This window comes from Flavobacterium sp. HBTb2-11-1, assembly GCF_009826975.1.
In the GTDB taxonomy this organism is placed as follows: domain Bacteria; phylum Bacteroidota; class Bacteroidia; order Flavobacteriales; family Flavobacteriaceae; genus Flavobacterium.
In genome coordinates, this window is sequence record NZ_WUMO01000013.1 from 85,351 (window position 1) to 109,062 (window position 23,712).

Annotated in this window: 24 protein-coding genes; 4 read left to right on the forward strand and 20 right to left on the reverse strand. The window is 34.9% G+C overall.

What is annotated here, in order from left to right:
- Window positions 1-34: 34 nt before the first annotated feature.
- Both GR162_RS21345 and GR162_RS21350 read right to left on the reverse strand, forming a co-directional pair.
- Entirely contained in the window at window positions 35-562 is a 528-nt protein-coding gene (locus GR162_RS21345; protein WP_008465570.1) for a DUF6646 family protein, read from the reverse strand.
- A 49-nt stretch (window positions 563-611) separates the two neighbouring features.
- Window positions 612-1,346 carry a metallophosphoesterase family protein gene (locus GR162_RS21350; protein ID WP_160783782.1) on the reverse strand — a complete coding sequence of 245 codons (735 nt, stop codon included), beginning with the start codon at window positions 1,344-1,346 and terminating at the stop codon, window positions 612-614.
- 140 nt (window positions 1,347-1,486) lie between these two features.
- On the opposite strand from GR162_RS21350, the gene dinB reads away from it, so the two are divergent.
- A complete protein-coding gene (gene dinB / locus GR162_RS21355) occupies window positions 1,487-2,569 on the forward strand; it encodes a DNA polymerase IV (RefSeq protein WP_160783783.1) in 1,083 nt (360 codons plus the stop codon).
- A gap of 103 nt (window positions 2,570-2,672) precedes the next feature.
- Complete coding sequence (locus tag GR162_RS21360) at window positions 2,673-3,173, forward strand: PAS domain-containing protein (protein ID WP_160783784.1); 501 nt, start codon at window positions 2,673-2,675, stop codon at window positions 3,171-3,173.
- A 126-nt stretch (window positions 3,174-3,299) separates the two neighbouring features.
- Here the strand turns inward: GR162_RS21360 and GR162_RS21365 are convergent, their stop codons facing one another.
- The 10 genes from GR162_RS21365 to GR162_RS21410 all read right to left on the reverse strand — a co-directional run bounded on the left by GR162_RS21365 (window position 3,300) and on the right by GR162_RS21410 (window position 13,258).
- Window positions 3,300-4,904, reverse strand: a complete 1,605-nt coding sequence (locus tag GR162_RS21365; RefSeq protein WP_160783785.1) for a fumarate hydratase — start codon at window positions 4,902-4,904, stop codon at window positions 3,300-3,302.
- Between the two features lie 81 nt (window positions 4,905-4,985).
- Window positions 4,986-5,729, reverse strand: a complete 744-nt coding sequence (locus GR162_RS21370; protein WP_160783786.1) for a hypothetical protein — start codon at window positions 5,727-5,729, stop codon at window positions 4,986-4,988.
- A gap of 21 nt (window positions 5,730-5,750) precedes the next feature.
- Window positions 5,751-6,410: a hypothetical protein gene (locus GR162_RS21375; RefSeq protein ID WP_160783787.1), complete on the reverse strand. Its 660-nt coding sequence runs from the start codon at window positions 6,408-6,410 to the stop codon at window positions 5,751-5,753.
- 215 nt (window positions 6,411-6,625) lie between these two features.
- A complete protein-coding gene (locus GR162_RS21380; protein WP_008465559.1) occupies window positions 6,626-8,065 on the reverse strand; it encodes a nucleoside recognition domain-containing protein in 1,440 nt (479 codons plus the stop codon).
- A gap of 286 nt (window positions 8,066-8,351) precedes the next feature.
- Window positions 8,352-9,425, reverse strand: a complete 1,074-nt coding sequence (locus GR162_RS21385; RefSeq protein ID WP_160783788.1) for a winged helix DNA-binding domain-containing protein — start codon at window positions 9,423-9,425, stop codon at window positions 8,352-8,354.
- A gap of 90 nt (window positions 9,426-9,515) precedes the next feature.
- Window positions 9,516-10,229: a 3'-5' exonuclease gene (locus GR162_RS21390; protein WP_008465557.1), complete on the reverse strand. Its 714-nt coding sequence runs from the start codon at window positions 10,227-10,229 to the stop codon at window positions 9,516-9,518.
- 160 nt (window positions 10,230-10,389) lie between these two features.
- A complete protein-coding gene (locus GR162_RS21395; protein ID WP_160783789.1) occupies window positions 10,390-10,866 on the reverse strand; it encodes a methylated-DNA--[protein]-cysteine S-methyltransferase in 477 nt (158 codons plus the stop codon).
- A 127-nt stretch (window positions 10,867-10,993) separates the two neighbouring features.
- Complete coding sequence (locus GR162_RS21400) at window positions 10,994-11,809, reverse strand: NAD-dependent epimerase/dehydratase family protein (protein ID WP_160783790.1); 816 nt, start codon at window positions 11,807-11,809, stop codon at window positions 10,994-10,996.
- A 112-nt stretch (window positions 11,810-11,921) separates the two neighbouring features.
- Entirely contained in the window at window positions 11,922-12,371 is a 450-nt protein-coding gene (locus tag GR162_RS21405; RefSeq protein ID WP_160783791.1) for a GNAT family N-acetyltransferase, read from the reverse strand.
- On the reverse strand, window positions 12,356-13,258 hold the full coding sequence (locus GR162_RS21410) for a LysR family transcriptional regulator (protein WP_160783792.1): 903 nt from the start codon (window positions 13,256-13,258) through the stop codon (window positions 12,356-12,358). The genes GR162_RS21405 and GR162_RS21410 overlap by 16 nt, the downstream gene beginning before the upstream one ends.
- Window positions 13,259-13,405: 147 nt before the next feature.
- Here GR162_RS21410 and GR162_RS21415 point away from each other — a divergent pair, with 147 nt between their 5' ends.
- A complete protein-coding gene (locus tag GR162_RS21415; RefSeq protein ID WP_026727436.1) occupies window positions 13,406-13,801 on the forward strand; it encodes a rhodanese-like domain-containing protein in 396 nt (131 codons plus the stop codon).
- A 123-nt stretch (window positions 13,802-13,924) separates the two neighbouring features.
- Here GR162_RS21415 and GR162_RS21420 read toward each other — a convergent pair whose 3' ends face one another.
- Genes GR162_RS21420 through GR162_RS21435 form a run of 4 tightly spaced genes read right to left on the reverse strand, consistent with a single transcriptional unit; the run spans window position 13,925 to window position 18,647 of the window.
- Window positions 13,925-14,344: an SRPBCC family protein gene (locus tag GR162_RS21420; RefSeq protein WP_160783793.1), complete on the reverse strand. Its 420-nt coding sequence runs from the start codon at window positions 14,342-14,344 to the stop codon at window positions 13,925-13,927.
- A 16-nt stretch (window positions 14,345-14,360) separates the two neighbouring features.
- On the reverse strand, window positions 14,361-16,757 hold the full coding sequence (locus tag GR162_RS21425; RefSeq protein ID WP_202393983.1) for a M28 family peptidase: 2,397 nt from the start codon (window positions 16,755-16,757) through the stop codon (window positions 14,361-14,363).
- A 16-nt stretch (window positions 16,758-16,773) separates the two neighbouring features.
- On the reverse strand, window positions 16,774-17,121 hold the full coding sequence (locus GR162_RS21430; protein ID WP_008465546.1) for a hypothetical protein: 348 nt from the start codon (window positions 17,119-17,121) through the stop codon (window positions 16,774-16,776).
- Window positions 17,118-18,647 (reverse strand): bifunctional GNAT family N-acetyltransferase/carbon-nitrogen hydrolase family protein, encoded by a 1,530-nt coding sequence (locus tag GR162_RS21435; protein ID WP_008465544.1) that lies wholly within the window; start codon window positions 18,645-18,647, stop codon window positions 17,118-17,120. The genes GR162_RS21430 and GR162_RS21435 overlap by 4 nt, the downstream gene beginning before the upstream one ends.
- A gap of 177 nt (window positions 18,648-18,824) precedes the next feature.
- Here GR162_RS21435 and GR162_RS21440 point away from each other — a divergent pair, with 177 nt between their 5' ends.
- The gene (locus GR162_RS21440) at window positions 18,825-19,148 is read left to right on the forward strand and encodes a single-stranded DNA-binding protein (protein ID WP_008465543.1); all 324 of its coding nucleotides are present in this window, start codon (window positions 18,825-18,827) and stop codon (window positions 19,146-19,148) included.
- A 73-nt stretch (window positions 19,149-19,221) separates the two neighbouring features.
- Here the strand turns inward: GR162_RS21440 and GR162_RS21445 are convergent, their stop codons facing one another.
- From GR162_RS21445 to GR162_RS21460, 4 genes are all read right to left on the reverse strand, one after another.
- A complete protein-coding gene (locus GR162_RS21445; protein ID WP_160783794.1) occupies window positions 19,222-19,914 on the reverse strand; it encodes a DUF2461 domain-containing protein in 693 nt (230 codons plus the stop codon).
- Window positions 19,915-20,265: 351 nt separating this feature from the next.
- Window positions 20,266-20,784, reverse strand: a complete 519-nt coding sequence (locus GR162_RS21450; protein WP_160783795.1) for a ferritin — start codon at window positions 20,782-20,784, stop codon at window positions 20,266-20,268.
- A 225-nt stretch (window positions 20,785-21,009) separates the two neighbouring features.
- The gene (locus tag GR162_RS21455; RefSeq protein WP_160783796.1) at window positions 21,010-22,146 is read right to left on the reverse strand and encodes an OmpA family protein; all 1,137 of its coding nucleotides are present in this window, start codon (window positions 22,144-22,146) and stop codon (window positions 21,010-21,012) included.
- A 158-nt stretch (window positions 22,147-22,304) separates the two neighbouring features.
- Window positions 22,305-23,708, reverse strand: coding sequence for a hypothetical protein (locus GR162_RS21460; protein ID WP_160783797.1), 1,404 nt, complete (start codon window positions 23,706-23,708; stop codon window positions 22,305-22,307).
- Window positions 23,709-23,712: the final 4 nt, after the last annotated feature.

The following is a 23,712-nucleotide window of genomic DNA, read 5'->3' on the forward strand; positions in this document are numbered from 1 at the left end:
CTTTGAGCCTTTGTGGCAAAACACAAAATGTTGATTATAAGTTGAAAGAAGCTCCTAAACTAAAAGTAGCTTGATTATTCAAATGATAAAAAGGATCATTGTTTGAACCGTATTTTGCAATTGGGAATCCGATTTCTGTGAAAACACCAAATCCGTCAGTAAAGAAATAACGACCGCCAACGTGTCCGCCGAAATTATGTAAGCCTAAGCTTAATCCAGGGTAAACGTCCAATTCTTTTACGCCAATTACACTAGATAAGTTAGCATTGATTCTTGCTTTTGCATCAAAACGATCTGAAAAATCTGGTTCAGCATCATAATAAGCATTTGTGTTGCCGTGGTAGTAACCATTGAAGTTGTCAAATCCTAGGATATAGTTAGCAACAAAACCAAAAGAGAAATTTTCTCCTAAACCAAAATCAACAGAACCTTGAATTCCAGAACCACCATCTTGTAAATTAGCTCCTACGTTTACTTTAATATCTCCCTTTCCTTTGAAAGCTTCTTGAGCATTAACAAATCCGAATGTCACTAAAAACAAAAGTGTAATAACCTTTTTCATAAAAATTTAATATTAATTATTTGGGTAGCAAATGTAACTTTTAAACAAATTAATTCCTACCTTTTTCGTTAAAATAGAGTTCGTTTAATGGCTCGCTTTGCCAGTACTCCTTGGTGTCGACATCTAAAATTGTAAGCGGACCTCTAAATGCAGCGCCTGTATCTACGTTCCAGACACAAGCTTTATTTATAGGAACCGTTTCGCCGATTCGGGTAACGGGCGTGTGGCCAATATAAACTTCCTTATAAACGGTAAATCTTTTGGGATAGTGTAAGTCGTCTTCTTTTAATTTTGGGTCTAATGAAAGGGCTGTCTCCCAAAGTGTTCTGTCCCAATAAAATAGCTTCGAAAAATATTCCCATTTTACGCCATTTAAATTGGTGAAGCCAGCGTGAACAAACAAACGATTCTGATCATCAAGATAATAATCCTGAAGATTTTCTAGAAATTCGATATGAGCTCTTTTTTTCTCTTCAGAAATTTTCGCGTATCCTTCAACAGTAGCTTTCCCGCCATGTTTGTACCACATTTCTTCGTCGAAATCATCGTGCCTTTCTTCAAGCCAGTCCAAAGCAAGCTGGTCATGGTTTCCTCTTATGCAGATAATATTTTGTTTGCTTTTTAAATCAATCAAATAGTCAATTACTTCAACAGACTGACTCCAGCCGTCAACATAATCGCCCAAAAAAATTAGAGTATCTTCTGTCGTAACTTTGGCTCTCTCCAGTACTTGTTCAAGAGCAAGTAATCCGCCATGAATGTCACCTATAACAAATGTTCGCATTATTTAATTTTTCGAGTAGAAGAACAAAAATAGAAAGAATAATTGGTTTGAACTCATCGAATTCGCATTCTTTAAAAATTGATATGATTTATAACTACTTACAGCGTTTTTTTATTGTTTTTCCTTTTTAAATTTGCAATATGTCTGAAACACCAACATATCGTAAAATAATTCATATTGATATGGATGCCTTTTATGCATCGGTAGAGCAGATGGACAATCCAGAGTTAAGAGGGAAACCCGTTGCGGTTGGCGGTTCGGAGAATCGCGGCGTGGTTTCGGCGGCAAGTTACGAAGCTAGAAAATTTGGAGTTAGGAGCGCTCTTAGTGGAGCTTTGGCTAAAAAGTATTGTCCGGAAATTATCTTTGTCAGACCAAGATTTGACCGCTACAAAGAGATTTCATCAAAAATTCATAAAATTTTTCATGAATATACCGATTTAGTTGAGCCTCTTTCGCTTGACGAGGCTTATTTGGATGTCACTAAAAACAAAAAAGGCAATCCGAGCGCAAGTCTTCTAGCGCAAGAAATTAGAACGAGAATTTTTAATGAAGTCGGACTAACGGCATCAGCAGGTATTTCGGTCAATAAATTTGTGGCCAAAATTGCCAGTGATTATAACAAACCAAACGGACAAAAAACGGTAAATCCTGATGAAGTCGAAGCTTTTCTGGAAGATCTTCCGATCCGTAAATTTTATGGAGTTGGAAAAGTTACTACGGAAAAAATGTACCAGCTCGGAATTTTTACGGGAACCGACTTAAAAAGCAAGTCTTTGGAGTTTTTAGAGAAACACTTCGGTAAATCGGGGGCGTTTTATTACTATGTTGTAAGAGGAATTCATAATAGTGAAGTAAAGTCTTCTAGAATTGCTAAATCTGTGGCAGCAGAGCATACTTTTGATGTGAATTTGTCTTCTGAAATTTTTATGATGGAACAATTGGAACGAATTGCAAGTTCGTTAGAAAAGCGTCTAAAGAGGCACAATGTTTCAGGGAAAACCATTACACTTAAAATTAAATACAGCGATTTCTCGCAACAGACAAGAAGCAAGACTTTGCCTTATTTTATTTCTGATAAAAGTCTGATTATGGAAAATGTTGAAGAACTATTGTATCAGGAAAAGATGAAGGATTCTGTTAGGCTGCTTGGAATTTCGTTAAGTAATTTGAATACCGAAGTAAAAAAAGCAGTTGCGGTTCAGCTAAAATTTACATTTTGATAATGATTTTTAATCGTATATTAAGATTTCAAGATTCTTATAACAAGATTTTTCCTGTATCTTTGAGAAAAAAGATCTATCAATATCTTGAATTATTTTTGATATGAAAAATAAAAATTCTGATGATACACTTCAACGAAATTCAGTCCCAATTCTCTCTTGGGATTTTCATTATGAATATCTAAATGAGTTAAAGGCATTAAGCACTGATTTAAAAAGAGTAAGCAAAATCTCTGATGAATTTGTGTGGGATGAAAAGAAGCTTAATATTCAAGAGAGAATCAAAAATGAAGTGGTTTTGGTGACCGATTTAGATTTGAAAATTGTTTTCGCGTCAAGCGGCATAAAAAGAATGACGGGCTATAAGGAGGAAGAAATCTTAGGAAAAACGCCAAAGATGTTTCAAGGCCCGGCGACTTCCCAAAAGGATTTAAAAGATATAAGAGAAGCGGTAAAAAAGCAGATTCCTTTTGCCAAAACGCTTGAAAATTATAGAAAAAACGGACAGACTTATAAATGCAAAATTGATGCTTCGCCAGTATATAATTTGAAAGGCGAAATATCACATTTTATAGCTTTTGAGAAACAGGATTTAAGCGCATAATTTGCCACAAAGGCACTAAGACGCAAAGAGATTTTTTAAAGAGAAGAAAAAAATAAAGCTATCCTTAGGATAGCTTTATTTTTATAAAAAAAACTTTGTGCATTAGTGCCTTTGTGGCAAAAAACATTATAAATCTGCAAAGAAATCATTCCCTTTATTATCGGTGATAATAAACGCAGGGAAATCTTTAACCGTGATTTTGCGTACAGCTTCCATTCCTAATTCCTCAAAATCAACAACTTCAACTTTTAAGATGTTGTCTTGAGCCAAAATAGCAGCAGGACCTCCAATAGAACCTAAGTAGAATCCGCCGTATTTGTTGCAGGCATCAGTCACTTGTTTAGTTCGGTTTCCTTTTGCAAGCATAATCATACTTCCGCCATTTTTCTGGAATTCATCCACATAAACGTCCATACGACCCGCAGTTGTTGGTCCGAAGCTTCCTGAAGCCATTCCTTCTGGGGTTTTTGCTGGACCAGCATAATATACTGGGTGATTCTTGAAATAATCAGGCATTGGTTTTCCAGCATCTAGTAATTCTTTGATTTTTGCGTGAGCAATATCTCTAGCAACAATTACAGTTCCGTTTAATTTTAAGCGCGTTTTAACAGGATATTGAGATAGTTTTGCTAAAATATCTGCCATTGGTTGATCTAAATCAATTTCTACAGGAGCTTCTAAATGAGGAGCTGTTTCTGGCAAAAATTGTTTTGGATTTGTTTCTAACTGTTCAACAAAGATTCCGTCTTTAGTGATTTTCCCTTTGATGTTTCTATCTGCAGAGCAAGAAACTCCAAGTCCAACCGGACAAGAAGCGGCGTGACGAGGCAAACGGATTACACGAACGTCATGTGTGAAATATTTTCCTCCAAACTGAGCACCGATAGCACTTTCTTGGCAGATTTTTTGAACTCTTTCTTCCCATTCGTGATCACGAAAAGCCTGACCAGCCATATTTCCAGATGTTGGAAGATTGTCGTAATATCCAGCAGAAGCCTTTTTAACAGCGCTTAAGTTGGCTTCAGCAGAAGTTCCGCCAATAACTAAAGCCAAGTGGTATGGAGGACAAGCAGAAGTTCCTAAATCTTTGATTTTAGTGCGAATGAATTCGTCAAGTGATTTTTCATTCAATAAAGATTTTGTCTGCTGATATAAATACGTTTTGTTTGCAGATCCTCCACCTTTTGCCATAAACAAAAATTCGTAAGAAGCTCCTTTTTTAGCATAAATATCAATTTGTGCAGGAAGATTTGATCCTGAATTCTTTTCTTCAAACATCGAAATCGGAACAATCTGAGAATAACGTAAATTTCTTTTTTGATACGTATTGAAAATACCGCGGCTTAACCATTCTGCATCGTCAACACCTGTAAAGATGCTTTCTCCTTTTTTCGCCATAACGATTGCAGTTCCCGTATCCTGACAGCTTGGTAACTGACCTTCAGCCGCAACAGATGCATTTTGAAGTAAATTGTAAGCTACAAATCGATCGTTGTCAGTAGCTTCTGGATCATCAAGAATTTTTCTTAGTTTTTGCAAATGAGAAGTTCTCAACATAAATGAAACATCTGTCAAAGCTTCTTCTGCCAATAACTCTAAACCTTTTGGGTCAACGGTTAAAACTTCACGTTCTCCAAATTTTTCAACTTTTACATAATCAGAAGTGATTTTGCGGTACTGCGTATCATCTTTTAAGATCGGATAAGGATCTTGGTATATAAAATCAATCATTAGTTTTGTTTTTTTACAAATTTAGAAATTATTTACCTAAGAAAGAATTTGAATAAGAACTCTTGAGCAGTTTTATGATTTTTATTCGTTGCTATTAAATTGATCAAACGTCATCTTTTTTTCGAAGTACGGTTTGTCTTTTGCAGATAACAGAATCTTCTTCCATTTGTTGTCCTTTAATTCGAAAGATATTGAGTCAGAGTGCGAAAGGATTCCCATGTCTAGGTTTTCATCTTCATCTGCAGGCACAAATGCAACAGTTTTGCAATAAAAAGATTTTGGATCAGAGTTTGCTGACGGATTTTCTATTTCGACCCAGCTTCCCCAGCCGCTATCAGACATTGTACTCCATTGGTGAACTAGCTGTAGACCTTTGTTTTTAAGATAATACAGATAGTTGTCATGGGAATAGCCACAAGCGGGATAGCCAACGGTAAGTTGTATAAAAGGAGAATTTTTAGAAGTTTCAGATGTCAATCCATAAGACGCCATCCATTCAGAACCTTTTTCAAAACCTTTGATAGCAATTTTTGAAGATGCGGTTTTGGTTTTATTCTGATAAAAATCTAATCGGTATTTTACAGTAACAATACTGTCCTTATCTGCCTGCTGATCTACTAAATGAGCCAGAATGTAATCTGTAGACGATTCTGTCCCGTCAGAATAAATAGAAACAGTGTCAGTTTTAATGATTTTTTCATCATTTGTAACTTCCAATGTTTCTTGCGGTTCCATGATTTCTGCAATTGGGGCAGCAGCATCTGTTGGTTTTGTTTTTTGGCATCCTATTAAAACAAGCAGGAAGAAAAGAGTGTGGATTTTCATAATTATAATTCAAAAGTGATTTTATTCAACAGATAGAACCAAAAGTTTCTTTTTTTGATAAAGTTCTGCTAGGGAAATTTTTTCGCCGTTAAGATAAAAAAGCTGGTCTTCGTATTTCACTTCGTAAGGATCAATTAAAAAGCAGTAATTGTCTCGGTCGTTTAAAACACTCAGGTTGTCCTGATTTAATTCCACGATTTCAACATAATTGATAATGTTGAGTTTGTGAGCTTCTTCTAAAGTTACAGGCGTAGTTTCATCATATCTGAAAAAGAATTTTTCGCCACCGCCAGGCATTCCAAACCACGGCATCGCTTTTCCTGAAACTAGCGAAATATAATCTGGCACTTCATTGATGACAAATAATTTCTGATCCATAGTTCCAAAAAACTCCGGGAGCGATTTGTTTTCAAAAGCTTCTTTTTCTTTCCAAAAATACAGTCCTTGATTTTGCCAAGAAGGATCTTGAGGATCTGGTGCGGTGTTAGCGTCAGAATAGTGCATAAATAATTCGCGAGGCATAAAAGCTAGAAGCGAGTCATTAATGAGCCAGTCCATTTTGTTTGTGTCGAATTTGTTTTGTGCTGATACAGTCTTTTCTGCAGGTTTTGTCTCTTCAGCGTATTCGATTTTTTCGGAACTCTTAGATTCCTTTTTTTTACTTAAAAACCATTTAAACATATTTGGGGGAATATTTAATTGTTTTATTTATGTTAGTAGGCTAAAGTATAAAATTATAAGAGGTTTTTTATAAAAAATGAAAAAATAATGTAGGATAATGCATCTGATTCAAAGTGTCGACTTATATCAAAACTTTAAAACAACAATCTTTATTTGTTGTTTTAAAGATGTTTATGAAAAACAAGAAGCGTTCAATTTGATGCTTTTGCCGTGTCTTAGAAAAACCAAGTTGCTACAAAAATAGCCGTAATAACACAGATTAAATCAACCAAAAGCATTGTGCCTAATGCATAACGAGTGTTTTTGATATTTACAGAACCAAAGTAAACCGCAATAACATAAAATGTACTCTCGGCACTGCATTGGAAAATACTGCTTAATCTAGCTGTTAAAGAATCGGCTCCAAATGTATTCATCGAATCAATTAAAAAACCTCTTGAACCTGCGGAGCTAAACGGACGCAACATGGCAACAGGAAGCGCATTTGTAATTTCTTTGCTTACGCCAAGATTCGAAAAGATAAATCCGATCGCATCACTGATGATTTCAAATAAACCGCTGTTTCTAAAAAGCGAAATTGCAACTAACATTCCTAAAACATATGGAAAAATTGTAACTCCAGTTTTAACTCCGTTATTGGCGCCAACAACAAAAGTATCGAACACGGTAGTGTCTGCTTCTCTGAATTTTTTCTCATGTTTGAAAGAAAAAATTAGCGTAAACACTATAATCGCCAATAAAATTAATCCAGAAAGGTTAGAAGTGAAATAGTTTTTTCCGATTAAATCTAAATGATTCACATACATCAATAAACCAACAATTGCAGCAATTAATCCCATTAAACCAATTAAAAGTGAAGCACTTTTGAAATTGATTTTCTGTTTGACTCCGACAATTAAAAAAGCGGCAATGGTTCCGATAAACGACGTAATGATACACGGCAGCATCACATCAGCAGGATTACTGGCATTTGCGGCAGCGCGATAACCGATAATTGAAGTTGCGATTAAGGTTAATCCAGAAGCGTGAAGACACATAAACATGATTTGTGCGTCGCTGGCTTTATCTTTTTCAGGGTTTATTTCCTGTAAACTTTCCATTGCTTTTAATCCAAAAGGTGTTGCGGCCGAATCCAATCCCAAGAAATTGGCAGCAAAGTTTAAGGTCATGTAAGATATCGAAGGATGGTTTTTAGGAATGCTTGGAAAAACTTTTACAAATACAGGACTCAAGGCTTTTGCCAAGTTTCCAGAAGCTCCAGAAACGATTAAAAGTTCCATTAATCCGCAGAAAAAAGCCAAATAGGCAATAAGAGGCAAAATTAAATCGACTAAAGTGCTTTTGCAAGTTGGCAGCAATCCGTCAGATTTTTGAAGACCGCTGTAAATTTTTACGGTTTTGTTTTTGTAAACATACGTTGTGTCAGCATTTAGCGTATCACGATTGATGATCATAGTCTGATCTGGAGCTTTTTGAATACTGTCTTTTAAGAAAGCTGGAAGCTCTTCGATGTATTTTTCAGACACTAAAATAGGATCATCTTTTTTTCCATTCAAAACAGAATCAATGGTATAAGTATTGGCAGTAAATAAACTGACTACAATAAAAAGAATCGAAGAAATAAAAATAACTAACCAAAATCTGCTCAATACCATAATTACATTTTTTTGTAAATGTAATTATTTAGCAATAAAATGCATAAATATTTTGTGTAATGAGGTAGGAATTTGAGTTGATATGTCGCCCCGATGGGGCTTTTTGAAATAGGAAAATTTCATTCGCTATAGATATTTCGCTCTTCCAGAGCTATTAAACGTTACAAACAAAATTATATGCAAATGAAAAAGCTCTTGAAGAGCAAAATATTTATAGAAATCATTCAGGCTATAAATTGAAAAGCCCCAGCGGGGCGAAATCTAATTATCTATTTTGAAAAATTAATTATCCAATCACAACTTTGGTTTCCAAATAGGTTTCAAAAGATTTAATTGCTTCAAAGAGAATTTTCTTTTTTGAATTTTCAGTTTCATTAAAAAACTCCGTTTCAATTTTTACATGATCTTTTTTAATGGTTCGTTTCCAAATTCCAATTACTTTTCCGTTTTCTAAAATGATGGGTTTAAAAATGCCATTATTGGTAAAAGTTTTAGATTGATGATCTCCAGAAAATGAAGCTTCGCGCGTTTTGTATGAAATCAAAATTTCGTCAAATGCTGGTAGAAAATGTACGCTTTCGCGAAAATTTTCTTCTATAGAACGGTTTTTAGAAAACCAAAAAGTCTGATTTTCAATGGTAATATGATTTAATTGCAACTCAATTGCGTTAATTGCTTTTTGGCAAATTGTTGGTGCAAAACCAGACCACCACGAGAAATCAAGTAAAGTTGCCGGACCATGACTTTCAAAATATCTCTGAGCAAGTTTTGCTAATCCTTCTTCTTTAGTCAATTTGGTTTTTGGCCGATCAACTCTTTCTTCGAGCAAAGCATACGTAATTTGTTTGCCTTTCATTCTGCCATTACAAACCAAACCATCCAATTCTGCATTCATCATAATGGCTGCACCTAAAAAATCTTCTTTGGATGTTTTTTTGATATTAAGCTCCTGCATAATTTCATCGCGAGTCAAATAATTGTTTCCCGCCAGTAGTTTTTCAATAGTATTATTGATCTGAATGAGCTTTTTTTCATCCACTCCAAATTTTTTAGCACCTGAAATGGCCAGCTTTTTTATTTGCGGAGCAGAAAGATCAAGCATCCAATAAATATCATCTGCAGAAACAAAATGCCAGGTAGGACGAAGAATGTGCGTTCGAATAATTTTTCCCGAATTAACGGCTTCCTCAATTTCTTTTTCAGAGGCATTGCAACGTGAACCAATTGCCCATTTTGCCATGGCATAATCCTGAGCCTGCATAGCGCCAAAATGATGTACTATTTCCTGAGGAGAACATTGATTTTCCTGATAAAGCTTCTGAGAAGCCATGCGATGATGTGAAATTTCGGAATGAATCATTTTAAAACATATAAGTTATTTGAGTTCATTTAAACAGCGTAGCTAAAAAACTTAGCATCTCAGAACCTTAGAATCTTAGCAACTTTAAAGTTACACATGAATAATCTCATCTTCAATCAGTAAATCTTCTCGACGTAAACGCAAGAAAATCTGAGCTACAGCAATCGTGTCTTTTTCGCAATACGTAATAATTCTGTCAATATCTTTTTCGACGTAATAGACATGAGCAACTTGACTTCCGTCAATATCGCCTTTTGGCGAAGGAACACCAAGAATCTTCGTTAGCAATTTTAAAGAAGTAAAATGCTTGTAATCGCCAAACTTCCATAACTCTAAAGTATCTAAATGCGGAATTTCCCAAGGTTTTTTGCCGAATAAATTCAGTTTGTCTGGAATAGGCATTTGGTTGATGATCATTCTTCGGGCAATAAAAGGAATATCAAATTCTTTAGAATTATGTCCGCACAACAAATGCTGAGGCTGATTAAAATGATTGTTAATCAGATTGGAAAAGTCCTTTAGGATTTTCTTCTCTTCACCAAAAAATGAAGTTACTCTAAAATTTCGAACGTCTCCTTTGATGGTAAAGAAACCAACCGAAATGCAGATTATCTTTCCGAACTCGGCCCAGATTCCGGCGCGTTCGTAAAATTCTTCTGGTGTAAACTCATCTTTTCGCTGATATTGCGTTTTCAAATCCCAAAGCGACTGCATTTCCGCGTCAAGCGAACTAAAGTTTTCTTCTTCAGGAACAGTTTCTATATCGAGAAAGAGAATATTGTTGAGATTAATTTTTTCAATCATAATCATTTATAGTGGTTTTGCCACGACCCGACCGATAGCGAACAGGCGAAGCAATTCACGAATCGAACTAATTTTTATTCTGTATAAATGTACACAAATTTAAATTTTTAATCTGTTGCAAAATAATAAATGAATGAATTATCCTTCTTTTTGGTGAGATTTAGAATAAGCTTTGCTGTGCAGACGGGCTTTCATGTTCCAAAAGCCATTTTTTATGTGATAATCCGCCAGCGTAACCGGTCAAAGATCCATTTGTTCCAATGACGCGATGGCAAGGCACAACAATCCAAAGTGGATTTTTGCCATTTGCTGAGGCGACGGCACGAATTGCTTTTACATCGCCCAATTTTTTGGTCTGATCCATGTAGCTTACCGTTTTGCCGTATGGAATTTCTAGAAGTGATTTCCATACTTTCTGCTGAAATTCGGTTCCTTGCGGATTCAGTTTTAAATCAAAATTGGTTCTTTTGCCTTCAAAATATTCATTTAACTGCAAAACGGCGTCTTGTAAAACTTTTGGAATTTCTTTAGAAACTTCATTTGTTCCAACATCAGAAACAGAAATTACCGAAATACCGTTCTCATCTCCAATAATTTTGGTGATTCCGAGAGGCGAATTGATGTAAACTGTTTCCATAATTTTTAACCGCAAAGGCGCAATCCGATAGCTATCGGGATCGCAAAGTTCGCGAATTTTTTTTAACCATTTAAGTTATATAAGTTCATTTGATCAAAACTTAAATTTCTTATATAGCTTATATGTTTTAATATTCGTCCAGTTTAAACTTATAGCTTAAAATAGCTTCAATTTTTTCACTTGAAATAAGCTTTTTGATGTTTGACTTTTCAGAACTGAATTTTGGTTGTGGCAAATTCATTTTAATCGCTTTTTGGGAATAAAACTCCTCTCTTGTTGGATGAAAAGGAGCAACGCCATTAAAAATCTCATTCCATTTAGATTGAATTATAATTTCTTCGATTATTCCAATGCAATCGTTTAGGTGAATCAAATTTATTGGTGCATCTGAATTTTCCAGATTTTCTTTTCCAGCTAAAAACTTAACAGGATGGCGATCTTCGCCAATCAGTCCGCCAAAACGCAGAATAGTGGTTTCGAAGTTTTGATTTTCTTGCAGCAATTTTTCAGCTAAAACCAATTGCTTGCCACTTTCGGTATCTGGATTTGGAGTCGTTTCTTCGGTTACAAGATCGTTATCATCGCCGTAAACCGATGTTGAACTTACAAAAAGTACTTTATTAACGGGCGATTTTTCTATAAAAGGAATTAGATTCTTGATTTTTTCTACAAAAGCTTTCTTCTCTGCATTCGGATCGACTGCTCTCAATTTTGGCGGAATATCAATAATTAAGATTTCGCTTTCCGCTAAAAAAGACTCAATGTTCTCGGAAATTCCATCGCTTTCAATATTTACTAAAAATGGATTTATTCCCGCATCTTGTAGAATTGGAAGTTTGTTCTCCGAAGTCGTCGATCCGTTTACTGAATTTCCTTTTGCAATTAACGTTTTCGCTAAAGGAAGTCCCAGCCAGCCACAACCAAGTATACTTATTTTCTTCATTTCTTTTAAGGTTTCTTTAAGTAAATCTCGCAAAGTCGCAGAGTCGCAAAGAAAATTAAACTTAGCGTCTTGGCGACTTTGCGAGATTAAAAGTCGCAGAGATATTCTTTCGTTACAAAGTTAACGTAAATCGGACTTTGTCTTTTCCTTTTGCGCCCATTCGGTTATAGAATTTAATGGCTCTTGTATTGAATTCAGGTGTTTGCCATTGAATATTGACACAATTATTTTGTTTTCCGATTTCTTTTAGTTTTTCGATTAAAATTTCACCAATCCCAAAACCTCTTGTTTCTTCTTCCAAAAATAAACAGTCCATGTAGAGAAATGTTTGTGCATTCCAAGTAGAAAAATCAAAAGTGTAGGATGCATAACCCACAATAGTTTCATTTGCGGCCACAACCAAGCAGAATAATTTAGGATTCAGGCCAAATAAAGCATTCTTTAATCCTTCTTCTTTTCCTTCGGGAGAAAATTCAGCCTTTTCAAATTCGGCATGTTTTTGAAGCAAAATAAGTAATTTGGGTAAATCTGTTATTTGGCAGTTTCTTATTGAATATTCCATTGTAAGTTGATTTCGTTTTGTAAAAAGCTGATAAAATGATGAAAGTAATCAGGATAATTCTCATGGGCTCGCGTCGCAATAAAGTGTTTTCGTTTCAAGCCACTTTTTCCAACTTTTACTGCTTTAATCGGATTGTTTTTTAAATGCGGCTGCAGTGCCCATTTCGCCATCGACATCACGCCCATATCCGCTTTTACCATTTCGAGAGAAGCTTCAGTTAAAGGCATCGGAGTTATTTTCTTCGGACTTACTTTGGCTGGAGCCAAAAGAAACTGGTGAATAGTAACGGTTTCCAGCGGAAGCGAATGAATAATCAAATGTTCGTTGATAAAATCTTCTGCAACTACATATTTTTTATCTGCCCAAGCGTGATTTTCGGAAACGACCATTACCATTTCGTCTTGAAAAAGCTCGGTGTATTTTATATGATTGTCTTTAATGGTATCGCTTACTATGGCAATATCGATAGTATTTTCTAATAATTTTTGCAGCGGAATGTGCGTTGCTTCGGCTACAATTTTCAATTCGACATTTGGATATAAAAGATGAAATTGCTTTAAAACCGATGGGAGCCAGTGATAACTCGAAAAACATTCGGTACTAATCCTGATTTCGCCAGATTCGCCAAAAACCATTTGTTTGATCTGAGTTTCAGTTTCAGCAAGTTTAGTAAGGATTTCATTGGCCACATCATAGACTTTTTCGCCTGCTTTTGTGAGAACTAATTTTTTGTTGACTCTCAAGAAAATGGCGGTCCCCAATTGATATTCGGCCTCTTTGAGCTGATGGCTTAAAGCCGATTGCGTCAAATGAAGTTTATCGATTGCTTTCGTAATGCTTCCTTCTTCTACGATTGCTTTTATCAATTTTAAGTGGCGTATTTCCATTTTTGAAGAATTAATACACAAAGAAACAAAATTTTAAACTGGCTTTTGCATGAAAAAAAGTAATGCTGTTGATGAAATCTTTTCGTTTTTATGGCATGAAATCATCTTCTACTTTTGGAAAATAAAATCAATAAAAACACAATTAAAATGGAAGCACAAATTAAACATTATGAAAACAAGTTAGCTTTTGAAATGGATCCATCCGATTTATTTGAAGCTTTAAACAACGGCGAAAAAATTATTGTAATCGATGCTAGAAGAGCTTTTGGTTACGATGAAGAACATATTCCGAATGCGATTAATATTCCGCATCGCGAAATGAATTTAGAAACGACACAGCATTTAGATAAAGACGTTTTGTACGTGACATATTGTACAGGAATCGGCTGTAATGCTTCTACAAAAGGCGCTTTGAATATGACAAAACTTGGATTTAAAGTTAAAGAATTGATAGGGGGTCTAGAATGGTGGAAAATAGACGGATACGCAACCGAAGGCACAAAAGGCGAAAAGCAAGGTTTGAAAATTGAATGTGCGTGCTAATTTTTGGTGCAAAGGTTCAAAGTAACAAAGGTTCAAAGGTTCAAAGGTTTCTCAACATATCTAAAAACTAAAAAAGCACTATGCAATAGTGTTTTTTTAGTTTTTGTACCTTTGAACCTTATTTTAAGATTCTACTACAGCTTTTAATGCTTGTAGAATTGGATTTTCTTCTCCCTGCGGTTCTTCCTGAACGGCTCCTGGACGATTATCTTCTTGAATTATTTCGAGTTTTGTTTTCTGATTTTCTTCAGTCAAAACATAATGCATTATAAAATAATTCTCTGGTTTGTCTTCAAATCCTGGTCGAGGGAAAAATAGAGAATATTTGATTTTCTGATTTGGAATAACTTCTAAAACTGTACCCCATTGTTCAAAAACTTGACCTTCCCATTCATTTCGAAATCGTATTTCATGACCAATTTTCCAATCAGTGATTAAATCGCTTCCGTATTGCCATTGTTTAACTAATTCTGGTTTTGTTAATGCGTTCCAGACTTTTTCTGCTGGTGCATTCAAAAATATTGTAGAAACATTTGTTGCCATAGCTTAGTTTTAGCTTTTAAGGTTGTGGTAGTGTAACGGTCTTAATGCTGTCTTTTGGAACAGCCAAACTATCTGTTGGAGTCACGACAGGCTCAATCGGTTTTACCGGCGGTGTGTATCGTTTGATTTTCTGCTGAATCATAACAGCATCATTCAATACAAACGGTGTTGGCATCATCCAATTTTCTCTTGGCTTAACATTTAATAGCGGATTGCTCATTAAATCGAACGAACTTTCAATTAAATCCATATCAAAAACAGACGATTTGTTGATATAGAATTCCATTTCAAGTGGTTCATTGCCTACAACATAGTAACATAATATTTTTGAACCTTCACGTTCAAGTCGATTTGTTTTTTCTCCCGAAGTGGCAACTCCATTTGCCTTAAAGTTGTAAAAAGTCATTTTTGGGTTGGCAAAAATGTCATAACGATTTACTTTTCTGTTTGGAGTAATCTTAATTTTCAAATATCTATTATTTCCAATAACGCTGTCTCTTAAAAACTGAATTGTAGGTTTTGGAACTTCAACAACTGGAGCAATAGCGCTGTATGTAAATGTTGTATTGTATTTGCTGGTTAGCGGAAGCGTATTCAATCCAACTGCTTTTTGGTTTTTCTCGCCTAAATAGGATTTAGTCCATTCGTCCAAATTCGTATCATAAGTTGTCCAAACAGCAGAATTGTTATCGGCGTTGTAAACATATAATAAGCTATTTGACTTGGCTTTGCCATATTCGTAACCTGAATGATATCCTGCATAAACGAAAAATGCAATTGAAGTGATAAAGAAAACCACAATCCAAGCTCCTTTTTTAGCGAAAGCTCCAAATATAGGCAATAACAAACCGAACAGTAAAACGGTTAAAACTGCGCTTCCATATAATATTTTAAGTCCAAGACCAATTGGGAACATTACAATAAAAGGAGCAATAATAGCCAAAGCTGGAATACTAAAAAGCAGATTCATTCCCAGACTGTAATGTTGAGTAAACACAAATATTCCGAATAGCAATATTCCGAAATAAACAGGAATAATTAAGAAGCCAGCACCCGTTAAGCTGTTGGCTAAAAATGCGTTAATGATAATCCAAAGCAGCAAGGGAGCCACAAAATGGTTCATAGTAGTTTTCGCTTCAGAGAAATGATGGTAGAAAGCAAAGCAAATAGCGATGCTTAACGTTACAAAAGCGCCAATGTAAGCATGACCATTATAAGTAAATCCGTTGAGAAGATCAGAGTACTGCGGATAAATTTCGAGAATAAGTTTCCATCCTAAAAAAGTAACCAAGCCAGCAATTATAATGGATCCTAAAAGAGGAACAAAACCTTTGAATATTTCTGTGAAAGTGATGATTCTTTTTACTTTTCCGACAAAAATGAAGAGAACTAATAATCCAAAAGCAATCATCGTCATTGGCATTACCCATGTAAACGGATAACTGATGAAAGTAAAAGGAGCACTGAAATAAACATTATCTTCTGTAGATTCTGTCTGGTTTAAATCAATGTTGGTAAAGTATTTCAGCAAAGGCATGATGTAAGTGCCTTGATGCGCCAATGTAGTTTTATTTAAATGCTGTACATCATCTTGCTGTGTGTGGTAGTTGAAATGCCCATCAATAAATGCAAAATTGAATCCTTGAATATTTCCTTGTTCTCTAAAAACTGTTAAATCAGTATCATTTGGAAGCATTTTGTAAATGCTATACATCAAAGAATTTGAAACAGGATGAGAAGGCTTTGCTTTAGTAAATTCCTCAACCAAAGCCTGATTTCCTTTATTGGTTTCCATCAGCATATAGCTTGGGCCAGAAGTTCCTCTCGCTTCAAAGTTTAAAACTAAACCAACGTCTTTTGCCCAAGGATGTTTGTTTACAAATAAAGCTGCTCCATTTAATCCTAATTCTTCGGCATCAGAAAATAGTATGATTATATCGTTTTTTTGAGGATGTTTTGAGTATAAAAAGGCGCGTACACCTTCTAAAATTGTAGCAACGCCAGAAGCATCGTCGCTTGCACCTTTTGAGAAAGAGTGCGGGGCACTGTCATAATGAGAAAGAAGTAAAAGCGCTTTTGTATTGTTTGTTCCTTTAATGCGAGCCAAAATATTTTTTGACTTTACCAAAAGACCTTTATCATTTAGAGTAAAACCTTCCTGAACACTCGTTTCTAATCCGATTCTGTTTAATTCTAGTTTAAGATAATTTGCAACAAGTTCGTGATTGGTCGATCCGACATAGTGCGGTTTTTGTGCCATAATTTCGACTTGATTTAAGGCTCTCTCGGTTGAAAATTCAGCAAGCGCTTCGTCGTCCTTAGAGATTCCTTGCGGCATCATCGTGGCGTATATAATGCCAAGTAAAGCTAAAACGCAGACTATGGCTAGAATTGAGGTGGGGTTTTTTCTCATGGTAAATTAATACTAACTATATTTCTTTTTTAACAAGCATAAAATAATCGTTGTCCAAGGAACGATAGCCTTGATCGTACAAGAAATAATATGTATTTCCTGTCTTGGTCTGTAAAATGTTTGTAAAGAACTCAAAATCAAATCCTTTTGTTAGTAATTTGTCTCGAGAAGCTTTAGATTTTCCATCCACATTTAACTCTGCCAAAATACGGTAATTTTTGCGTAACTTGTTGTTTATATTTCGCATGAAATTCGTACTATCTTTATTTATTTTGTTATTGTAGGCATTGCGACAACTGTCGGAGCAGAATTTCTTGTCTTCTCGGCCGAAAATTTTGGCTGAGCATTCGAGGCATGTTTTCATGAATTCAATTTTTTAATTTCGTAAAGGTCAGATCTTCTGTCTTTTAATGTTTTTACACTTCCATGTTCATGAAGCTCCTTTAGCAATGTTAAATCAACATCAACAATAAGCGTCATTTCTGTATTTGGTGTTGCTTCTGCTTTGATTCCGTTACTTGGAAAAGCAAAATCGGATGGCGTAAATACAGATGATTGTGCATATTGAATATCCATATTGTTTACTTTCGGAAGATTTCCAACGCAACCTGCTATGGCTACATAACACTCATTTTCGATGGCGCGCGCTTGCGAACAATGTTTTACACGAGTATAGCCATTTTGGGTATCGGTCAAAAACGGCACAAACAAAATATCCATTCCTTCATCTGCCAAAAGTCTAGAAAGTTCTGGAAACTCAACATCATAACAGATTAGAATTCCGATTTTACCGCAATCGGTGTCAAACGTTTTAAATTGAGATCCGCCTTTCATTCCCCAATGTATAACTTCGTTTGGCGTGATATGGATTTTGGTATACATTTCTGAAGTTCCGTCTCTTTTGCACAAAAATCCAACATTATAGAGATTTCCGCCTTCGACATAAGGCATACTTCCTGTAATAATGTTAATGTTGTATGAAATGGCAAATTCTTGGAAACGTTTACGAATGGGATCAGTATGGCGAGCCAATTCGCGAATGGCTTCTGCTTCAGATAAATGATTATAATCGGCCATTAAAGGCGCAGTAAACAATTCTGGAAATAAGGCAAAATCAGAACCATAACCCGAAACCGCATCAATAAAAAATTCGGCTTGCTCAAAAAGTGCTTCGACATTATTCAACGGGCGCATCTGCCACTGAATCAATCCTAAACGGATAATTTCCTTCTTAACGTTAATTAGTTTTGGACTGTCATCATAGTAAATATTGTTCCATTCCAGCAAAACCGCAAACTCTTTCGATTCTTCATCTCCTTCCAAATAATTTTTAAGGATTCTTAAAACGTGGAAATCATTGCTCAGCTGAAAAGAAAGAACCGGATCGTACAGTTCTTTGGTGCGTACTTTTTCTATATATGCTTTTGGAGAGAGTTTTTTGGCGTGTTCTCTATAATTCGGGATTCTTCCCGCAAAAACAATCGCTTTTAAATTCAGCTGTTCGCAAAGTTCTTTTCTGGCATCATATAATCGGCGCCCCAAACGCAAGCCTCTATAATTTGGGTGAATAAATACATCTATTCCGTATAAAATTTCCGCATTCGGATTGTGAGTAGAGAAGGTGTAATTTCCACTAATTTGCTGATAGTTATGTCTTTTTTCTACCAACTTTTCATCAACAATAAGAGATAGGGCAGAGCCGACCACTTTTCCGTCAACCAAAATCACCAGCTGTCCTTCCGGAAAAATAGAAAGAAGTCTTTCTATGTCGTCAGATCCCCAATACGAATCGGCCATTTCTGGATACGATTCAATCATTGATTTCTTTAACTGTCTATAGTCCTCAATTTCAAGGTTTCTTAACTCTACTTTTTTAATTTTTGCCTGCATATCGTAAGATTTATCTCAAATATACAAAAAACAAATTCCATTTACAAACGTTTACAAATAGTTACAGTCGATAGTAAATAGTTAATAACCGACTGTCAATGCTGAGAGTTCGCATCTTTGCCATGTTGAATTTGAAAAACAGTTCACATTAATAATAACACTTAAATAATATACGCCATGAAAAACAGAGTACAATTAATTGGGAATGTAGGAAACGATCCAGAAGTTAAAACATTAGAAAACGGAAGAAAGCTTGCACACATCACAATTGCAACAAAGGATTATTACAAAAATGAAAAAGGAGAAAAAGTAGAACAAACCGAATGGCATAGAATAACAGCTTGGGGGAAAACAGCAGAAATTATCGAAAAGTTTGTTGTGAAAGGGAAAGAAGTTGCTGTTGAAGGAAAATTGACACACAGAAGCTACGATGATAAAAACGGAGAAAAACGCTATATAACCGAAGTGGTTGTAAATGAAATTTTACTGTTGAGTAAATAACGCTTTAAAGAACATTGTTGTTTAAACCCGACAGGTTTTAAAAACCTGTTGGGTTTGTTTCTTATGAATGAGACTAAAGTATCGAAACCCCATTAGCATCAGTCGTAAGGACTTCGCTCATGTAATCGAAAAAGGGTCTCATGTTTTTGAAAGCATCTAAAGCAAGTTCTAAAAATTGCGGACTCAATACTTCTTCGTCAGTAAAACGTTTTATGACCAAAAATTGTTTGAAACGAAGCAAATCAATGGCAGGATGATCCGCATCAAAACCTTTTGGTTTTGTTTTGAGCTGTTCTCCTTGCAAAGTGCCAAAGTTGCTTTTGAAAGATTCAGAATTCAGTATTTCCTGAAAGGTTTCTGGATCTTGAGCAAATTCGGTTCTTATTCGTTTTAAATCGGCAGCATTTGGTCCCCAAAATCCGCCCGCAAAAAAACTATTTCCTTTTTCCAGATGAAAATAATAACCGCCGCGTCTTGCAGCAGTTGCCCGCGTATAACTTCCACCCCAAAATGTCTTAAAAGGAGTTTTATCTTTAGAAAAACGAATATCTCGATAGATTCTGTAAACACTTTTTTTACCAGAAGTATTTTCTAAAACATCCGTTTTGGAAAGTTCTTTTAGTAAAGCGCCTGCAAAATTCTCAATGTGATTAAGTTCTATCAAATATTGCGATTTATGCTCTTCAAACCATGGTTTATTATTGTTTGCTTTTAGCTGAACCAAGAAGTCAAGACTAGATTTGGGAATTGTTATGCTGTTTTTCATAATGGATTTTAAAAGTCAAAAATAGACTGCAATTTAAAACTAAAAAACCCGCCAGAGAAATCTGATGGGTTTTTCTATATCGCGTTAAGCAGTTTTTTTGAATAGATCGAACATAGGACATCGTGAGCAGCGTTTCTTTTCGCTCTTTTTATATTTCTCACAGCAAGAAGATTTACAGTTCTCGATCTTCTTAATTTTATCAAGGATATCTTTGTTTTTCTTTTTCTTTTTATCCTTTTTTTTGTCCTTGTCTTTTTCTTTCTTGCTCACTTTTCCTCTGAATTTTAAAAACAGAGACAAATATAAACCAAAAAAGTTATTTTTAAATATTCTAAATAAACTTTAACTTTTTTATTTAGGATTGATAGCGATTGAACTCGTAACTGTTAACTGCTGGATATCACGATCAAACAAATACAGTCCGCCTTTATCGTCACCAATTAAGTTGATTTTGTCTAAGATAGATTTAGCAGTAGCCTCTTCTTCTATTTGTTCAGAAACGTACCATTGCAAGAAATTGTGTGTTGCATAATCTCTTTCTTCAAAAGTAATGTGCACTAATTCGTTGATAGATTTAGAAACAAAAAGTTCATGATTGTAAAGCTCCTCAAACATTTCTTTAAAAGTAGTATAAGTTGTTTTTGGTGCTTTAAGATCTGTTACTTGAGCATGTCCTCCGCGTTCGTTTACATACTTAACCAATTTAAGCATGTGTGCACGCTCTTCATCTGACTGTGTATACATGAATTGAGCAATTCCCTCTAATCCTTGCACTTCAGCCCAACAAGCCATAGAAAGATAAGTTTGTGAAGATTCTGCTTCTATGCGGATTTGCTTGTTTAAAGCCGATTCAATATTTTTTGATAGCATGATATGTGTCTTTTTTGTAAAATTAAGAAAAAATATTCATTTCATTTTTTCAAAAGCTCGAAAACATTAGACTTTGGATCAACTCTAAGTAGAATTAAATGGGATTTATTTTATGAAAAGGAACTGGATTAAAAAAATGTAATTCATATTATTTTAGAAATAGGCAATAAAAAAAGCCCTTAAGATTTTTTTCTTAAGGGCCATTACAATTAACTTAAAATATAATTATTTTACAATAAAGGTAACTCTTCTTGCCAATCTTCTAGCTTCTTCAGAATCTTTTTGGATTGATGTATCTGCACCTTCAGCAACAACATTTAAACGAGAAGAAGCAATTCCAGCTTTTTCAAAAATAGTTTTAACGTTTGTTGCTCTAGCCTTAGATAGTTTTTCGTTGTACTCAGCTTTTCCAACTTGATCAGCATAACCAACAAGGTCAAGAGATGCAGAAGGGTTTTTTCTTAAGTAATTTAAAACTACATCAATCGCAGCAGTAGAGTTTTCAATTGGAGTTGTTTTGTTGAAATCGAAGTAAACACTGAAATACTTATCATTAATCATCTTTCTGATTAACTCATTGTCATTTGGTTGTGATGAACCTACTTGTTTTTCGATAATCACTTCTTTTTGCGCCGGTTTGTTTTTAATTTGCGTTTCAAGATCTGCTACTTTACTTTCTAAAGCAGAAATATCAGTAGTATTGCCATCATTTGAAATTACAGTCCAGTCAGCATGTTTTGTGTTTTTACCTAAGTAAATGTTTAAACCAACAGTTCCGTTAAAAATCAATCCAGAAAAGCCTCTGTTTTCAGCAACATACACTCCGTCAAAAGTACGATCTTGTGATGCATTTAAAATAGTTGAGAAGTCACCCGTTAAAGCCACTCTGTCTGATAATCTTATTTGTCCAGTAATACCAGCAATAAAGTTACCTACTTCATCTGCTCCTTTAAAATTATCGCTTCTTAACTGACCATAACCAAAACCAGCATGTCCTAATAAACCAATTGTGTTTGTCCAAGTTTCAAAATTCATGATGCGGCCTAAGTTGGCTACAGCTTGTAAATCTACTCTATAGTATTTTGAATCAAAATCGATAGAGCTACCTTTTGCAGTAAAGCTGTTGTATCCAAAATCAGCTTTCAAACCAAATTTGTTGTTTAACATGTAGCGAACCCCTAAATCTCCTGTCCACGGACTTACAGTATTTGTAGAATATCCATCACTAAATGGTCGTTGCGGTTTATTAAAACCTGCGCCTAAATCTATAGACCATTTATTATAAGCATTATTGCTTTCTGTTTGCGCATGTACTCCAGTTAACGCTAGGGCAAATGCAAGAGTCATTACAACTTTTCTCATTATTTTTTAATTTTAAATTTTTGCCCAAAACAACAATAAATTGTAGGTAAAAACTTTCTTTAAAAGCCAAAAAAGTATTAAAATAAGACTATTAGCAAAAAATTAAAGAATAAGGAAAGACCTGTAAATGCAGGGAATTTATGGTAAGTTGTTGATAGTTAATTTGTTTGATCAAATCCGTCGGCAAATTTGCGCAAAACAAGTTGTTTCGCAGCAATGTCGTAATAACTTAAAATAATGTAGTTATTTAACTTAAGTGTGCTAGAAAGTACAGCTTCTTTATGGGAATCTAAAAAATAGTAGACTTTATCAGCAGCAAAAGGTTCATGTGTTGCTTGAGTTAATTCTAATTTTTTGGTCCAGATGCTTTCGAAAAAAACAGAATAGTTCGTCTCCATATTGTAATAACTGTTTGAAGGGAAATCGCCAAAAGGGTCATTAAAGTTAAAACCGTTCATAGAAATCGATTTTAAATCGCTGCCCGAACCTCCCAAAGTGATAAAGAGATTTTTTTGATTTTTATAAACTGAAAGACCTGCATCAAGAGAAGATAATGCTTTTAAAAACTTTGCTGTATTTTTTAATTGTTTCGGTGGACGATCCTCAATCTGCATAAGCAAAGGAGAATTGCCAAAACGAATCGTATCTTTTTTGGTGACGGCAAATGATTTTATAGATTCGCCAGATTCATAATCTTTTATGTCAAACAAGAGTTCATCAGCGTTAACATTGATCTGATATAATTTGTTTTCATGATAATAAGAGTTAGACGTTTTTGGATTTTTCTCTCCAACAGGTTTCATAAACGTCTTCTCTATTATTTGCTGATTTTCTAAATTAATGTCAAACAATTGTGTTTTTCTAAAGCTTTGGTCTAAAGTTAGAATCAAACGGTTGGGAAGTGTGTAAAGTTTGCTTTTTGCACTTACTTTATATAACGGATTGTACTCGCCAGAATCCATTTTCTCAATCGGATTTTCATTCAAAATTTGGTTGAATGTTTTCGGCAGGGTTTTTCGGTCTATGAATTTGAAGGAGCTGAAATCAAGAAATCTTTCTTCAGCCATTCCGTTTTTAAAAACAAAAGCAGTCAAAGCCTGTTTTGTTTTGCTTTGTATCAATAAATAGAAATTGTTGTCTTTTTGATATTGCGTTAAGAGATAATTCTCTTCAAGCGGAATTTGAAATTTTAATGCTCTAGATGTTTTGTTTTCCAGATAATATTTAATCAGAATGATTGTTTTTTCTTCTTCCGAAAACCAGTACAAAGTCGGATTTCCGTCTTCGCTAAAGCTGTATCCCATCAAAGATCTGTTTTCAGTGTACTGACGAGAAGTAACAAATTTGTCTCGTAAGAATAAAGCGCTATTGTATTTTAATATAGAAAGGCTGTCTGCGCTTGCTGCAAAAACAAATACATCGTGAGTAGCGGTATTTTCGCCAGTCATGATTTCGGATTGCTTTATTTTATTTTTTAAATCTATTGTATAAGAAGTCAGCACTGTCTGACTTAGCACAACAGTACTGGAGATTAAAAACAAAAAAAGGAAAATTCGTTTCATATGT